A 16,899-nucleotide genomic window follows, 5' to 3' on the forward strand; every position below is an offset into this window, starting at 1 on the left:
GAGTTGGGTTTATTTATGATAAATTAATGCTAGTTTTTGTTGTTTTTTTAGGATTAGACCTTGCTTATTTGGGTATTTTTTGTTAATATTGTAATTGGAAACGTTTGCGAAAAGTCGCGAATCAAGCTACTCACATGAGTCATTAAAAGGAGGAGACTAGCGTTTATGAAGCATGATAAAAAAGAATTCTTAAATAAACTGTATCATTATTCTATCCGCAAAACTAGCCTAGGTGTTGGTTCCGTTATTGTCGGTCTGTTCTTGTCGGGTGCCCTACCTCAAGAAGTGGTTTTGGCTGACAGTGTGACTGAGCCAGCAACAGAACAGGAGGGGAGCCTTGTTAGGGATAAGGTTGAGGACACAGCTGTTGAGCCTGACACGGTCACTGCCGAAGAACCTGTGGTTGACAAGGAGACTTCACTAGTGTCCAAGCAGGAGGAGTCTGTTGTGGTGGCCGAGGAACCAGCAACAGTTGCTGACGAAGAAAATGTTGAAAAACCTGTTCAACCGAAAGAGGAGAACAAGGTTCTTTTGGCGTCTCCAGCCCCATCAGGAGCATCCCAAGTCAACCAGACCAGCTCGCCAATTGAATGGCACAAGGTTAACCACTATAACGAAACGGATAAGGCGGTTAACTTTGACAAGGATTGGAAGTTCAACCTGGGCGATAGTGCTGGGGCTTCAGCCAAGAGCTATGATGATTCCAGCTGGAAAAATCTTGATTTGCCGCATGACTTTAGTTTGATTCAAGACTACACTCAGGCTGGTGAGGCAGAAAGTGGCTACAAGCCTGGTGGTACTGGCTGGTACCGCAAGTCCTTTACTATTGGTGATGAGGCGGCCAAGGGCCGTGTTCACCTCAACTTTGATGGTGCCTACATGGAGACGGAGGTCTTCATCAACGGCACCTCTCTGGGTGTTCATACCAACGGTTATAGCCCCTTCAGTTTTGATTTGACCGACCACCTGAAAAAGGATGAGGAAAATACCCTGGCCATCAAGGTGACCAACCCGATTCCAAGTTCGCGTTGGTATTCTGGTTCGGGGATTTACCGGTCTGTGGAGTTGAACTTCACTCCAGCAGTTCATGTGGAAGAGTATGGGGTGACTGTTCGGACGCCTGATTTGGCCACCAGTCACAACCAGGCTGCGGGTAGCCGGGTTGAGGTGTCAACTGCGGTGGTCAACCAAAGCAGTGCAACAGCTAATGTCAGCGTTCAGACAACCCTTTTTGAACGCAACAGCGACGGCAGTTTGGGTGCCCAAGTTGCCCAATCCAGCAAGAGTGCGACGAGCAGCTTGACAGCTGGTCAGAGCTCTGCTATTGCCACAAACCTTAACCTTGTGAGGCCAAAACTCTGGTCGGTGGATAGCCCTAACCTCTATGTGCTTCGGACGGAGGTCTTCCAAGATGGGCAAAAAATCCAGTCCAGGGACCAGGAAACAGGCTTCCGCTTTACCGAATTTGATAGCAATACAGGCTTCAAGCTCAATGGTCAGGCCATGAAACTCCAAGGGGTTTCCATGCACCATGACCAGGGTGGTCTTGGGGCGCGTGCCTACTATGATGCCATTGAACGCCAGTTTGAGATTTTGAAAGACATGGGTGTCAATGCGGTTCGGGTGACCCACAACCCATCTTCTCGTGCCATGAAAGACATCGCCAACCGCAAGGGGATGATGCTGATTGACGAGGCCTTTGACACTTGGGAACACGCGAAAAATGGTAACACCAACGACTATGCCCGTTGGTTCAATGTGCCGATTGGCAACAGCGTTCAGGGCCTTAATGGGGCTAGTGCTAACCAAACCTGGGCGGAGTTTCATATTAAGCAGATGGTTAAGAGCGGGGTTAACGACCCGTCCATCATCATGTGGTCAACGGGGAATGAGGTGATGGAAGGTTTCGCTGCCAATACCTCTAACTACCCAGAAGTGATTAGCAAATTGGCCCGTTGGGTGGAAGAAGTTGACCCAACTCGTCCAGCGACCCTGGGCGATAACATGCTGAAAAATAACAATACGACCTCAATCGCCATGGCCAATGCCTTGAGCAATAAGTCAGGTATCAAGGGTATTGTCGGCTATAACTATGCTGGTGGTGCCCAGTACGACCGTGGGCATCAGGCCAATCCTAACTGGATTATCTACGGTTCGGAGACGGCTTCTGCTGTTAACAGCCGTGGGGTTTATGATGTTAAGGGCAATGAACGCCGTAGCGACCGACAGTTGACCTCTTATGACCAGAGTGCCGTGGGCTGGGGCCATGTGGCCAGCGAAGCCTGGTTCGATGTCATCAAACGAGACTTTGTTGCTGGTGAATTTGTCTGGACAGGCTTTGACTACCTGGGTGAGCCAACCCCTTGGAACGGGGTAAGTTCAGGTGCCGTTGGTGCCTGGGGGTCACCGAAGAGCTCCTACTTTGGTATCGTTGATACAGCTGGTTTCCCGAAAGATTCTTACTATTTCTACCGAAGCCAATGGAACCAGAAAGACACCACCCTCCATGTCCTTCCTGCTTGGGAAGAGTCTGTGGTTAAGAAAGATGCCAACAACAACGTTGAGGTTGTGGTTTATTCCAACGCTGACAAGGTGAAACTGGTGCACGTGGCACCAGACGGTCGAGAGACTGATTTGGGGACTAAGGAGCTGACCACTGAGCGGACAGCTGCTGGCTACAATTACAAGATTTACAAGGGGGCCGACAAGCAGCAGGCAGACCATAAAAACCTCTACCTGACCTGGAATGTGGCCTACCGTCCTGGCACCATCAAGGCCATTGCCTTGGATAGCCAAGGTCGTGAAATCACCAAGACTGTTGGTAACAAGGAAGTTAAGACCTTTACTAGCCCAAGTCAGTTGGTGGCTCAAGTAACCAAGAAAGACACTACTGTTGACAGCCATGACCTGGCTTATGTGACCATCGACGTCAAGGATGCTGCAGGCAATCTGGTGGTCAATGCCACCAATCCAGTCACCATTACGGTTGACGGTCCTGCTGAGTTGGTTGCTATGGACAACGGTAATCCAGTTGACCACCAGTCTTACCAAGACAACAACCGCAAGGCCTTTGGTGGTAAAGCCTTGGCCATCCTCAAGATGACTGGTCAAGCTGGTACGGTTCGCGTTACAGCAACAGCCCCAGGATTGACTGCCGCAAGGACTGAATTTACCGTAGGTGCTAAGACAGCTCCGAAAGCAGATGTGGTGGATAGCTACAAGCTGACCAAGACCATCTACCTGAAAAAAGGTGCGGAGCTGACCCTGCCAGACAAGACCACCATCCGTTACCAGGATGGGCGTGAAGAGGAGAAGGCCCTCAGCTTTGACCGCTCTGCTATTGCTGCTAAACTGGCCGCAGGCGAGAACTTCACAGCAGTCGGCACCATCGCTGGCTTGACCAACAAGGCGGAAATCGTGGTGTCCATCATCGATCAAATCGCGGCCATCAAAAACATCAGCACGGCTACTGAAGTTGGCGTTCAACCGACCCTGCCAGCGACTGCCCAGGCCTACCTGGCGGATGGCACCCTCTTGTCATCAACTTTCCCTGTTTCTTGGCAAATGCCAGAGGCGTCACAGTTTGCTCAGGAAGGGACAGTTTTGGTTAACGGTTCTGCCAACGTCTTGGGGCAACGCCTGCCGGTGACAGCCAGCGTCCGTGTGGCCAACAAGACCTTGACCATCGACCAAAACGTGGCTCCGGTAGCCGCTAAACTGACGCAGAACATCACGGGTTCTGACACCTTGGAAGCCATCCGTGACCGCAACCTGACCGTATCAGCCAACTCAAACGGTGGTGCCAACCCGACCATCTGGTCCAACTATGACGCTGCCCAGGCTGGTCAAAATACTGCTAAACTGACCTTTGTTTATGACACGGCTCAAAACATTGCCGAAGTCAATGCCTACTATCACCGTGATAGCTGGTCCCTTCGTCCACCGAAATCAGCCACCTTTAGCTGGAGCCGTGGTGCAGGTGAGGCACATCAGCCAATTGCTGCAACTGCCTCTGCCCCAGAAACGGTTAACGGTCTGACCAAGGTTACCTACCGTTTGGAACGACCAGTACCAGCTGTTGAATTTGCCATGACGGTGGAGAATGCCGACGAAAATCTGGGCAACCGCAAGACCTCAGTTGGTATTGCCGAGTTGGAACTGATGACCGCCCTGGAACGCTTTGCAACTCAGAGCGATGCCAGCCTGACCGAGGTTCGTTCTGGTAACCAAGTCCATCAAGGAAACAAGGTGGCACCAACCATGCGGATTCCAGATGCTGGAGCCATTTCTGCCCGCAACGCAACAGCCAACGTTGGGGTGACCGTGCTGCCGGCCAAGGACGGCGTGGTGAAAATCTTCACCGAGTCTGAGGACAAGTCACGAACAGGTCTTTACACCATCAACCTGATTCCTGAAAGCCCACAAACGCCTGAAGACAAGCGTTATGTGGCTCGTGATCAAGTGACCATCACCGCAGGTTCAACCGAGAACCGTCCAAGTGAAGCTGTTGGTAACGCCAATGACTTCAACCTAGGTTCGGTTTGGCACTCAGCCTGGTCTGGAACTGATGTGGCTAACCTCTGGGTGACCCTAGACACCGGCCGTGTCAGAACCTTGGACGGTCTTGCCTACATGCAACGTCAGGACGGTACGCCAAACGGTAAGGTGACCAACTACGAGGTTTACATCAGTTCAGATAATCAAAACTGGGAAAAAGTGACCAACGGTAGTTTTACCGATACCAATGATTGGCAAGAGGCCAGCTTTAGCCCTCGCCAAGGCCGTTACCTCAAGTTGCAGGCTGTGAACACTTTGGGTAGTGGCAACAATGCCAACCGCTTCATGTCAGCCAGCGAATTGCGGGCCCGTGAAGTTGTCAATGCCAATACCAAGACAGTCTTGGCCGATAGCCATGTCAGCCTGCCAACCAGCAGCCTGACCCATACTGGTCAAGCCTTGACACCAAAACCACTTGTTCAAGTGGACGGTCGGACCTTGGTTGAGAACACTGATTACACCCTGACCTATGCTGATAATATTGGTCAAGCTAATCAGCGGACAAGTGGTCGTGTGACCATTACCGGTAAGGGAGCCTACGAAGGCACAGTAACCAAGACCTTCACTATTTTGCCAAGTCAAGTGGCAGCTGAAGTCGTGTCTGACGGCACAGTTGAATTGCCAGACAGCTGGACAGCTCCACAGGCAGCTGATGCAGCAGCTATTCAGGCCGCTCTGACTGACCCAGCCTACCTGCAGAAGAACTACACCGTTTTCCCAACCCCTCAGAAAGTGACCTACGGTGACGGTTTGCTTCGTCTGGACGGTCGTGTCAACCTGGTTATCGGTAGCGGTGTGGACATTTACACCCGCAACCGCCTCAAAGAAACCCTGCAAGCCAACAACATTTCCTACACGACTGGCTCTGCGGCGGAGGCCAATAGCACTAACATTTACCTGGGTATCCATGGTCAAGAGACTCTGGCCAGCCAACACCAAACTAGCCAAGCCCTGTCAGCTAACCTCTTTGACAAGATTGATGCCCATAGCCTGGTCATCAAGGACAATGCCATCTCTGTTGTTGGTAAGGATACCGATGCGGTCTTCTATGGTTTGACCACCCTCAAACACATGCTCAAGGATAGCCCTCAGCCAGTCCTACGTCATGTGGCCGTTGAAGATTACGCTGATATCAAAAACCGTGGCTTTATCGAAGGTTACTACGGTAACCCATGGTCCAACGAAGATCGAGCAGAGCTCATGCGTTACGGTGGTGACCTCAAGCTGACCCAGTACTTCTTTGCACCGAAGGATGATGAATATCACAACAGCCGCTGGCGTGACCTCTACCCAGCAGAGAAATTAGAAGATATTCGTGAGCTAGCCAAGGCTGGTAACCAGAGCAAGACCCGCTACGTGTGGACCCTGCACCCATTCATGCACAATCGGATGCGTTTTGATGATGCCAATTACCAAAACGACCTCAACGTCATCAAGGCCAAGTTCACTCAACTGATGGACGTCGGTGTCCGTGAGTTCGGTATCCTAGCTGACGACGCTCCACGTCCACAGGGTGGTTACGATAGTTACAACCGCCTCATGCGTGATTTGACCGATTGGTTGGAAGAAAAGCAGAGCGACTATACTGGCCTACGGAAGGAAATGGTCTTTGTCCCTCACGAATACTGGGGTAACGGTAGTGAGGCTGAGCTCCGCTCCCTCAATGCCAACCTGCCAGAAACCAGTGCCTTGACCCTGACCGGTGGTCGGATTTGGGGTGAGGTTTCTAGCAACTTCCTCAACAACCTTAAAACCAATCTGACAGCTGAAGGAGCAGCCTATCGCCCAATTCAACTCTGGATCAACTGGCCATGTACCGACAACTCTAAGCAGCACCTGATTTTGGGTGGCGGTGAGAAATTCCTCCATCAAAATGTTGACCCAAGCCTGATTGCCGGTATCATGCTCAACCCAATGCAGCAGTCAGAACCTTCTAAGATTGCCCTCTTTAATGCGGCTGAATACACTTGGAAGGTCTGGAAATCAGAAGCAGAAGCCAAGGCAGTCAATGACATGGCCTTCAACTTCACCGAAAACGGCACCTTCAAGGATAGCAAGGAATCTCAAGCCTTCCGTGAACTCGGTAAGCACATGATTAACCAGGCCATGGATAGCCGTGTGGTCAAACTGGAAGAGTCTATCGAATTGGCACCGAAACTGACTGCCTTCATGACCAAGTTGCGGGCAGGTCAAGATGTGACCGCAGAGCGGACCGAGTTGCGTCAGGAATTTGCCAAGTTAAAAGCTGCCGCAGAAACCTACAAGGCTTCTGGTCATGCCCGCATGAAGGATCAAATCAGCTACTGGTTGGACAACACCATTGACCAGATGAATGGTTTGGACAAACTCTTGACAGCAACCGAGCACTTGGATGGTGATAAGACCGCTCTGTGGAGCAACTACAAGGCTGGTCTTGACCACTATAATGCTTCTAAGACCCATACCTTCTGGTACGTTAACCACTACGAAGAGGCTGAATTGGGCGTTCAGCACATCAAGCCATTCACCCTCAACCTCTTGGAGCATGTGGCTGGTAAGATTGAACAGGCCCTGGATCCAAGTGTCATCCAGACCCGCCTCATCACCAACCGGACCCTCTCCCAAGGTGACTTGGTTAGTGTGACCGATGGCAAGCTCAACACTCAAATCTTGGTGCAAACACCGAACACCATTTCAACAGGTGACTATGTTGGTTTGGCCTTCAACCGTCCGATTGCCCTCAAGAGCCTGGCCTTTGCCATGGGAGCAACCAGCAACCCTCGTGACACCTTCACAGCAGCTAACATTGAGTACCTCAATGCTAATGATGAATGGGTACGCTTGACCACACCAGCCTATACGGGTAATGAGCCAGTCATCAACTTTGATGGCCTAGACCTGGAAGCCAAGGCTGTCCGCATTGTGGCAACAGCTGACAAGGCTAATACCTGGTTGGGTGTCCGTGAAATTGCGGTTAACCGTCCATTGGAGGCTCGTCAAGAGACTGGTTCAGTGACAGGTACCATTACAACCAGCGGCAACTTGGTTTACAAACTGAACACGACTCAGGCAGCTGCTCTGGATAATAACAACAGCACCGAAGCCATGTTTGCTAACAGCAATGGCCAGGACAACACACCAGCCGACAGCTGGGTACAACTCAATCTGGACAGTGCGACACCATTGTCTAAGGTGACCATCGTTCAAGGTAGCGGCGACAAGATTGCCCGTGGTGTGGTGGAATACACCGCAGACGGTCAAACCTGGCATAAATTGGCGGATGTGACTGGCGACCAAACCATCAGCATTCCAACTGATGTGACCGCAAGCGCTGTCCGCATCAAGAATAGTCAGGAAATGCCTAAGTGGTGGCGGATTGCTGAGTTCAAACTTGAGAGCAAGGCTGGCGTACCAGACTACACCGAGACCTCTCAATCTGCCTTGGCGGATACCAGAACCGTTAAAGGTTTGGATAGTTACAGCATGACCCTGCCAGCAACTGCTGTTTTGAAACCAAATGATTACTTGGGTCTTAAACTGGAACGTCTCCACCAATTGGAGAGCCTGACCTTGACTGGTAGCAGCAACGCTCAACTGAGCCTGCTCTACTCACCAAACGGTGTGGAGTGGTACACCAAGGATCAAATCAGCAGCCACGACCTGGTTCGCTACGTTCGTTTGGTCAACGAAACAGGCAGCGACCAGACCGTTTCTGCCCAAGCCCTGACGGTTAAGACCAAGGAAGTCCTACCTGACCGTCTGAACAAGACCAGTATGGGTGTTCATGCGACTTACGGGGCATCTGATGTTCGTAACCGTAACAACCTGGCCGAGCTCTTTGATGGCAAACTGACCAACCATGTGGAATTCTCAGACTTCCCACGTTCTGGTGGCGACATTGTCATCAAACTAGGCAGCCCGCGTCCTGTTCGCAGCATCCGTGCTTACATTCAGGATGGCACCGCCAACTACCTGCGTGATGGTAAGATTCAGGTCAGCCCAGATGGGCAAACGTGGACCGATGTGGTGACAGTCGGTGACGGCCAAGCCAATGCCGGTCGAGATGATTCCCTGACCGATGGCTGGACCCATGACAGCACCCGTCCGGGTAACCGTTACATCGAAGGTCGCTTGGCGACTCCAGTTCCAGCCAGCTACCTGCGTGTGCTCTTTACAGCTGATTACAACCACCGCTTCGTTTCCTTCACTGAGTTGGTCATCAATGATGGCGAGTTCGTTAAAACCGTTAACGACCCGACCGTTGTGACGACAGGACCTGAGACCGCAGACTCCCTGGCTACCAACCTGGCAGACGGTCGCCTTTTGACTGGTTACAGCACCGCCGAGCGAGCTGGCGAGCTCCATTACCGCCTGTCGGAAAACACTGGCCACAACCACGTGACCATCCTGTCAGCCCTCACTCCAGGTCAGAGCGTGCAGGTTAAGGCCCGTGTGGTTGAGGAAATGGCAGAGCGCCATGACCGTGCAGTTGCCAGCAAGTGGATTGACCTTGGGGCATTGGATAGCAGCTTCAAGACCTTCGTCCTGCCAAGCAGCGTCAAACACCTCCTGGATGTCAAACTGGTTCATGACGGCAAGGCCTTGGAAGTCTATGAATTGGCAACCTACTATCAACCAGTTCCAGATCAACCAACACCACCGACTGGCCCAACCAAACCAGTCCAACCACCTCTTGCCCAACCAGGTCACCAACGTGAGGTGTCAGAGCCAATCTTCTTCAGAACAGAAGTGATTAGTGACCCGAACCTTGACTTGGGAACTGAACGGGTTGAACGTGAAGGGGTACTCGGTAGCCTGGTTAAGGTTTACGAGGACACGCTTGAAAACGGTCAAGTAACAGCTTCAAGACTTGCAGAAATCAAGTCCCTGACCCTTCCAGTTGCAAAAATTATTCGTCGAGGTAGTCGTCCAGTCGTGATTAAAAACACCAGCACTCGAGAGCAAATCGAGGAAATCGCCTTTAGAAGTGATGAAATCCGCGTGTCACATCTTGATTTGGGCACAGAGATTGTTCTGCGTGCAGGAGTTCCTGGCCGTGTGACCAAGGTCTATGAAGACACTGTTACCACTGGTGGAGGACGGACCAGCCGTCTTGTTGAGATTAAGGATCGAATTGAACCAATCAACAAACTGGTTCTCATCGGTACTCGCCCTCTGGTAACCAGCCGCACGGAAACTCGTGAGGTAGTGACCGACTTGCCGCTTACTGTGGAGCGTATTGAGACAGCTAGTCTGGCCCTTGGTGAAGAGCGTGTTCTGCGTGCCGGTCACGCAGGGCGTCTGGTGACCATCTATGAGGACACCTATACCAACAATGTCAAGACAGGTGAACGGGTTCTGGAAGTCAAAGAAGCCCTGATTCCTGTTAAGAAACTGATTTTGGTGGGCACTCGTCCAGCTGAGGTGACCCGTACTGAGACCAGAGAAGTGATTGAACCCCTGCCGATGGAAGTGGAACGGGTGGTGACAAGCAGCCTTAAACCAGGCGAGGTTAAGGTGCTTCGTCCAGGTCGTCCAGGCCAAGTCATCAAGATTTACCAAGACACCTACACCAACAATGTCAAGACTGCTGAACGTGTTCTTGAGGTGAGAGAAGTCGCTGTTCCAGTTAAGACCTTGATTTTGGTTGGTGCTCCTGTGGAGGAGCCAGCAACTGTTCCAGTGGCTGGACAACCGGTGCTTAACCCATCACCAAAACAGGCAAGTGCCGTGGCTCCTATCGCCCCAGAATTGGCTCAGGCAAGCCCTGAGACGGCTAAGGAGCCGAAGACAGATGCCGTGGGTGCTGCTCCGGTCGCCGTGAGTGCCGTTGGTATCTTGTCAACTCTAGGCCTAGCAGGTCTTAAACAGAAGGACTAGTGGCTCTCTAAAACGCCAGTTCTGCCCCCAGACTGATAGCAGTCTGGATAACTAAAAAAGCAGTTGGCCTAGTGGCTAACTGCTTTTTTGGTTATTGATTTTCCTCGGGAGGTGGGGTTTCTGAGAGGGGGGATTGGTCGCTTGCCTCAGGCGGACCTGGTGGATTTAGGCTGGCATAGGTCGGTGCTCGGTAGAGGTCTAGGCTGGTTTTATTGCCCCTCTGGCTGTATAGGCTGGTTGATTTCGAACCGAGGGTGGCTTCAATAGCTGTTAATTGCTCCAGAGCATCGGTGTAAGAGATGGTATTGGGGTCAATTTGAGGCAGGTCATTTCCCTTGTAAAAGCGGAGTAGATCTCCTGTTTGCACCTTGTCGCTGATGGCCAGCTGCTGGGCAGCGGCATCACGGATGGCAGTGATCCGAGCTTGCGTGCTTTCATCAGGATGGGTAATTTCTTCACCGGTATCGGTTTTGTAAATGTTACCAGCGTAGCTGGTGTAATCTGGGGCAACCACGTGGCCAGCTGTTCGAAAGGCCACGATTTGTTGGTTACTTGGGGAGAGTAGGTCTTGTCCCAGATGGATGAAGGGTTTGTTATCAATACCGAGGAGGTGAAGGAGGGTTGGAAGGGCGTCAACCTCACCGCCAAAGGTTGAACTAATGTAGCCCTTGTCCATGCCTGGGATATGGATCATAAAAGGTACCCGTTGCAGCATGGCATTATCATAGTTTGTCCATGTTTCAGGGTTTTTACCAATTAAAGGTGCCAAGTCAGGGTTACGTGAGTTGGAAATGCCATAGTGGTCACCATAGAGGACAATGAGAGAATTTTCATAGAGACCAGAAGCCTTGAGGTAGTCAAAGAAGGCCTTGATGGAGGTGTCTAGGTAGTTGGCGGTAGCAAAATAGCCGTTGATGGTTTCATCTTGGGTCTGGGCCAGGGGGAATCCCACCTCGTCCCCAGTTAAATTTTGATAGGGGTAGTGGTTGGAGACGGTGATGAACTTGGTGTAAAAGGGTTGCTGCAGCCGTTCAAGATAGGGAATAGCGTCTGCAAACATGACCTTGTCGTTGAGACCGTATTGGAAAGAGTTGTCCTTGTTAGGGGAGGACATGTAGGATTGGTCGAACCAGTTCTGATAGCCCCACTGTTTGTAGACGTTGTTGCGGTTCCAAAAAGTGCCGATATTGCCATGAAAAACGGCTGAACTGTAACCACCGAGATGGTTGAGCAGGTGAGGTGCGGCCTGTTGGGTATTGTCGCCACCGTATTGGACAAAATAAGAGCCTTGATTGAGACCAAAAAGGGACAGTTCCATCAGGGTTTCTGAATCGGAGGTTTTACCCGCCTGGACCTGATGGAAAAAATTTTCAAAGGCAAAGGTTTGCTTGTCGTGAAAGAGGCTGTTGAGAAAGGGGGTGACTTCATAAGCCTGTTCATCCACCGTCAGCTGGTAATCAATCAGAAATTGCTGGAAGCTCTCTAGGTGGAGGATAATGACGTTTCGCCCCTTGGCCATTCCAAAATAATGAGGATTGGGCTCTGCCCGATGTTGGCTGACATAGTCGATAATGGCCGTAATTTCCTCTGGTTTTGCCCCAGAACGAACCTTTTGGGTCCTGTAGGTTTGGTTGCTGTCATAGCCCAGAAAGGCTGGAAGCCCCAAGGCCCTCACCACATAAGTGTTGGAGAAACCTCGACTAAGCAATTCAGGCCGATCGATTTCTGCCAAAAAGAGGTTGATGGAAAATAGCAGAGCAGCAAAAGAAGTGACCGCAAAACCGAGGCGATTGGATAGAAAACGATTGTCCAGTTGCAGTTTCTTTTTCCAGAAAACCACAGCTAGAAAGGCAAAATCCAGCAAGTAAACCAAATCCCAGGGCCGAAGTAGATTGACCGCCGAATCTCCCAGACCAGAAAAAACCTTGCTGGTTGAAAGGATGGCTGAAATGGTGATAAAATCAGAGAACTCCCTAAAATAGATGGCGTTAGCGACCAGGAGGAGGTTGAGCAGACCGTAGATGAACAAGGCCCCATTGTAAAAGGACTTGGTCTTTTTTAGAAAAAAGGTGAATCCTAGCATGAAGAGGGAGGCTGGAATAGGGTTAATCAGGCTCAATAGCAGCTGGTAGGGATTTTCCAGCCCCAGATGAAAGTCGATGTGGTAGGCCCACATGCTTTTGAGCCAATAAAAGCCAATCAGACTAGCGATAAAGCCAGCTCGAAAGCTCATCAGCCGGTAGAGTTTTGGTAAAAATGATTTCACGGTGATTTTCCTTCAGGGTTTGACATCTTTAGTCACATTATAGCATAAAAGCCAGCTCAACTCATCTTGGAACTTGCCAGAGTTGGAATATTTGAGGTTTTTTGCTATAATATCAAGTAATACGTTTGCTTATCAACTTGAAAGGAGGTCAGTATGCGTAAACGCCTAAAAGCGATTTTTATTTATCTCATTTTTTTGAGTTATTTTTCCAGCTTATTTTTCGCTTATCGTGGCCAAATGACCCTTAAACCAAGTGCTGTCCCTTCGGATCCTCCTAAGGAAGAGCAGGTAGCAAAGCCAGAAGCTACCTTGGTTGACCGTTACCTTAGCCAGATGACCCTAGAAGAAAAAATTGGTCAGCTCTTTTTCTCCCGTGTGCCAGCCTATGGCCAAGCAGAAGATTTAGCAACCTATCATTTGGGCGGCTATATTCTGTTTAGTCGGGATATGGAAGGGCAGACCCTAGATAGCCTTAAAGCGACCCTGGCCAGCTACCAGGAATCCTCCAAGATTCCCCTCTTGATTGGTTCGGACGAAGAGGGCGGTCTGGTAACCAGGGTCAGTGATTTGTTGGCGATGCCTTTTCCGTCGCCCATGGCTCTCTATCAGGCAGGAGGCCTACCTGCTCTTGTCGAGGATACGAAGGCCAAGGCAGACTTGCTCAAGTCTCTAGGCATCCATACAGGCCTGACACCAGTGGCTGATGTGGCCACTGATAGCTCGTCCTTTATCTATGACCGAACTTTAGGAACGGATTTGGCGACGACCAAGACCTACATCACAGAAGTGGTCAAGGCCATGGGGGAGAAGCAGTTTGGCTCCACCCTCAAGCATTTTCCAGGTTACGGGGACAATGGCGATAGCCACACGGACATCATCTACGATGAGCGACCGAGGGCTAGTTTTGAGGCCCATGATTTTGAACCGTTTAGGGCAGGCATTGCAGCTGGAGCAGATAGCATCTTGGTCTCCCATAACATCGTGACGGCTTTTGACCAGGTGCCTGCGTCCATCTCTCCTCAAGTGACCAAGGTCCTGCGGGAGGAGCTGGGCTTTGATGGGGTGATTATGACGGACGATTTGGACATGGCAGGGCTGGCAGATTTTATCAGTCAGGAAGAGGCGGCCTTTGCGGTCATCAAGGCAGGTAATGACCTGGTCATGAGTTCGACCTACCAAACGCAAATTCCTTACCTGCTGGAAAAGGTTCGAACAGGTGAATTAACCGAAGAACGGATTGACCAATCGGTCCGCCGTATCCTGGCCTGGAAAGAAAAGCTGGGCTTGTTGAAGTAAGTCAGTTTGGACGGGGAACCGTCCTTTTTTGCTTTTCTGGGCCGAATAACCTATAATAGAGGGAGTAAACTGTGGGCTCTGCTATTGGCCCCAAAAGGAGAAGAACATCATGAAAACACGTGGATTTGAGCTGGTGTCCAGCTTTACGGACGAGACCCTTTTGCCCAAGCGGGAGACGGCCCATGCGGCGGGCTACGACTTGCGGGCGGCGGAGACGGTGGAGCTGGCTCCAGGAGAGATTAAGCTGGTGCCGACTGGTGTCAAGGCCTACATGCAGGCGGGTGAGGTCCTTTACCTCTATGACCGGTCGTCCAACCCTCGTAAGAAGGGCTTGGTCCTGATTAACTCGGTGGGGGTCATTGACGGTGACTATTACGGCAACCCCGGCAATGAGGGTCACATTTTTGCCCAGATGAAGAACATCACCGAAGAGACCGTGGTGGTGGAAGCTGGTGAGCGGATCGTCCAGGCTGTTTTTGCCCCATTCTTGTTGGCTGACGGTGATGTGGCGACAGGGGCTCGGACTGGTGGCTTTGGGAGTACGGGGAAATGATTGAACGTGACAAGGCCATTTTGGCTGGCCTGTTTTTATCTAAGTATAATCAGGAGGCTTTATCATTTCTAGGCTTCTCCTCCTATCAAGAAGCGTTCAATGTTCTCGGATTAGCTCTAGGAGTAGCTCCAGCTTCAATCAAGAATTATCGTGATGAATTTGCTCCCTTGTTTCCTCAGTCACCCCGTAAGGGGTGGCAACACCGTCAGCGTCGAGATTATTGTTTAGTGATTTTTGAACGGTATCAGAACTGTGATTTGCTTGCTCTTGGAAATATGGTCAAATCCTTCTTTATTTCCAATCCTGAACTTGAAGATTGGTTAGATAAGAAGGCGTTGCTCTCCGAAAGAAAGGTCTTTGGGGACCGATTGGTGACAGGAAAAGCAGCAGAAACTTATTTTTTGAAACAATACAGTAGACTTCCTCAATTTCAAGGTTTTGTGGTAGAGGATACACGAGATTATGGTTGTGGGTTTGATTTTAAGTTAAGCCGGGAAGATGATTTTCTTTGTGTAGAGGTCAAAGGGTTGCGTGCCTTGTCTGGCGGTTTGTTGATGACAGAAAAAGAATATCGTGTTGCTGAGCAATTAGGAAATCAGTATGCTTTGTTTGTTGTGAAAAACTTTATCGATAAGCCTCATCATGAAGTGATTGTTAATCCTTTACGTTCTCGATTGACTTTTGTTAGGAGAGAAGAGGAATTGATTCGAGTGACTTACCATGCTCAGGTGACGATGAAATAGAAAGGATACCATAAGGGGGTATTTTCTAAGAAAATATTTAGAACCTGTATTCACATCTCAGCATTCACCTGACTGGCTAGTTTTGGCTCACTCTTTGTCACATTTTTTGGTAATACGGGCAGTATTTCTGCAAAAATGTTTCTCGATTGCACCAAAACTAGCCTAGTCAATCAAATACTTCGATTGTGAATACAGGTTCTTAGTAGGAAACTGCCCTTTTTATAGAGAGTAATTATGGCTAAGAAAAAATCAACCTTTGTCTGCCAGGACTGCGGCTACCATTCCCCTAAATATCTGGGGCGGTGTCCCAACTGTTCCAGCTGGGCTTCTTTTGTCGAAGAAGTGGAAGTGGCCGAGGTCAAGAATGCCCGTGTCAGCCTGACGGGTGAGAAGTCCAAACCCGTCAAGCTCAATCAGGTGACCTCCAGCGACGTGGCCCGCACCAAGACAGACATGGAGGAGTTCAACCGAGTGCTAGGTGGTGGCGTGGTCCCAGGCAGTCTGGTTCTCATTGGTGGCGACCCTGGTATCGGCAAATCCACCCTGCTGCTGCAAGTTTCCACCCAGCTGGCCAGCAAGGGCACGGTCCTCTACGTTTCTGGTGAGGAGTCTGCCGAGCAGATTAAGCTGCGGAGCGAGCGTTTGGGCGACATTGACAACGAGTTTTACCTCTATGCGGAGACCAATATGCAGAGCATCCGAGCGGAGATTGAAAAGCTCCAGCCTGATTTTTTGATTATCGACTCCATCCAGACCATCATGAGCCCAGAGGTGTCCAGCGTCCAAGGGTCTGTGTCTCAGGTGCGTGAGGTGACAGCCGAGCTCATGCAGATTGCCAAGACCAACAAGATTGCCACCTTTATCGTGGGTCATGTGACCAAGGAAGGGACCCTGGCTGGGCCTCGCATGTTGGAGCATATGGTGGATACCGTGCTTTACTTTGAAGGGGAGCGGCAGCACACCTTCCGTATCCTGCGGGCGGTTAAAAACCGCTTTGGCTCCACCAATGAAATCGGGATTTTTGAAATGCAATCTAGCGGACTGGTGGAAGTCCTCAATCCTAGCCAGGTCTTTCTGGAGGAGAGATTGGACGGGGCGACAGGCTCTGCCATTGTCGTGACCATGGAAGGGACACGCCCAATCTTGGCGGAAGTCCAAGCCCTGGTAACCCCAACCGTTTTTGGCAATGCCAAGCGGACGACCACAGGTCTGGACTTCAACCGAGCCAGTCTGATCATGGCGGTGCTGGAAAAACGCTGCAACCTGCTCTTGCAGAACCAGGACGCCTACCTCAAGTCGGCTGGCGGGGTCAAGCTGGACGAGCCAGCCATTGACCTGGCAGTTGCCGTGTCCATCGCTTCCAGCTACAAGGACAAGCCGACCAATCCTCAGGAGTGCTTTATCGGTGAAATCGGCCTGACTGGTGAAATCCGTCGGGTCAACCGGATTGAACAGCGGATTAACGAGGCCAGTAAGCTGGGCTTTACCAAGATTTATGCCCCTAAAAATTCCCTAACGGGGCTCAAGCTGCCCAAGGGCATTGAGGTCATCGGCGTGACAACGGTCGGTGAGGTGCTGAAAAAAGTTTTCTAAAATCGGTAAAAAAGTCTTGACTATCACGCAGC

Annotated in this window: 6 protein-coding genes; 5 read left to right on the forward strand and 1 reads right to left on the reverse strand. The window is 50.7% G+C overall.

What is annotated here, in order from left to right:
• Positions 1 to 165 precede the first annotated feature (165 nt).
• Positions 166 to 10,416: a beta-N-acetylglucosaminidase domain-containing protein gene (locus AC3ARB_RS02595; RefSeq protein ID WP_488321007.1), complete on the forward strand. Its 10,251-nt coding sequence runs from the start codon at positions 166 to 168 to the stop codon at positions 10,414 to 10,416.
• Positions 10,417 to 10,507: 91 nt separating this feature from the next.
• Here AC3ARB_RS02595 and AC3ARB_RS02600 read toward each other — a convergent pair whose 3' ends face one another.
• Complete coding sequence (locus tag AC3ARB_RS02600; protein WP_488321008.1) at positions 10,508 to 12,682, reverse strand: LTA synthase family protein; 2,175 nt, start codon at positions 12,680 to 12,682, stop codon at positions 10,508 to 10,510.
• A 153-nt stretch (positions 12,683 to 12,835) separates the two neighbouring features.
• Between AC3ARB_RS02600 and AC3ARB_RS02605 the strand changes: the two genes are divergently transcribed.
• The 4 genes from AC3ARB_RS02605 to radA all read left to right on the forward strand — a co-directional run bounded on the left by AC3ARB_RS02605 (position 12,836) and on the right by radA (position 16,867).
• Complete coding sequence (locus AC3ARB_RS02605) at positions 12,836 to 13,978, forward strand: glycoside hydrolase family 3 protein (protein ID WP_488321009.1); 1,143 nt, start codon at positions 12,836 to 12,838, stop codon at positions 13,976 to 13,978.
• A 109-nt stretch (positions 13,979 to 14,087) separates the two neighbouring features.
• A complete protein-coding gene (locus tag AC3ARB_RS02610; RefSeq protein ID WP_488321010.1) occupies positions 14,088 to 14,531 on the forward strand; it encodes a dUTP diphosphatase in 444 nt (147 codons plus the stop codon).
• Positions 14,528 to 15,274, forward strand: a complete 747-nt coding sequence (locus AC3ARB_RS02615; protein ID WP_488321011.1) for a protein NO VEIN domain-containing protein — start codon at positions 14,528 to 14,530, stop codon at positions 15,272 to 15,274. Before AC3ARB_RS02610 ends, AC3ARB_RS02615 begins: the two co-directional genes overlap by 4 nt.
• Before the next feature lie 234 nt (positions 15,275 to 15,508).
• Entirely contained in the window at positions 15,509 to 16,867 is a 1,359-nt protein-coding gene (radA, locus tag AC3ARB_RS02620) for a DNA repair protein RadA (protein ID WP_488321012.1), read from the forward strand.
• The last annotated feature ends 32 nt before the right edge of the window (positions 16,868 to 16,899 follow it).

Source organism: Streptococcus sp. ZY171113, assembly GCF_057748235.1.

Bases quoted from the DNA above. Each gene is read 5' to 3' on its own strand.
- radA (WP_488321012.1), top strand. From the start codon at position 15,509: ATGGCTAAGAAAAAATCAACCTTTGTCTGCCAGGACTGCGGCTACCAT.
- AC3ARB_RS02595 (WP_488321007.1), top strand. From the start codon at position 166: ATGAAGCATGATAAAAAAGAATTCTTAAATAAACTGTATCATTATTCT.
- AC3ARB_RS02610 (WP_488321010.1), top strand. From the start codon at position 14,088: ATGAAAACACGTGGATTTGAGCTGGTGTCCAGCTTTACGGACGAGACC.
- AC3ARB_RS02605 (WP_488321009.1), top strand. From the start codon at position 12,836: ATGCGTAAACGCCTAAAAGCGATTTTTATTTATCTCATTTTTTTGAGT.
- AC3ARB_RS02615 (WP_488321011.1), top strand. From the start codon at position 14,528: ATGATTGAACGTGACAAGGCCATTTTGGCTGGCCTGTTTTTATCTAAG.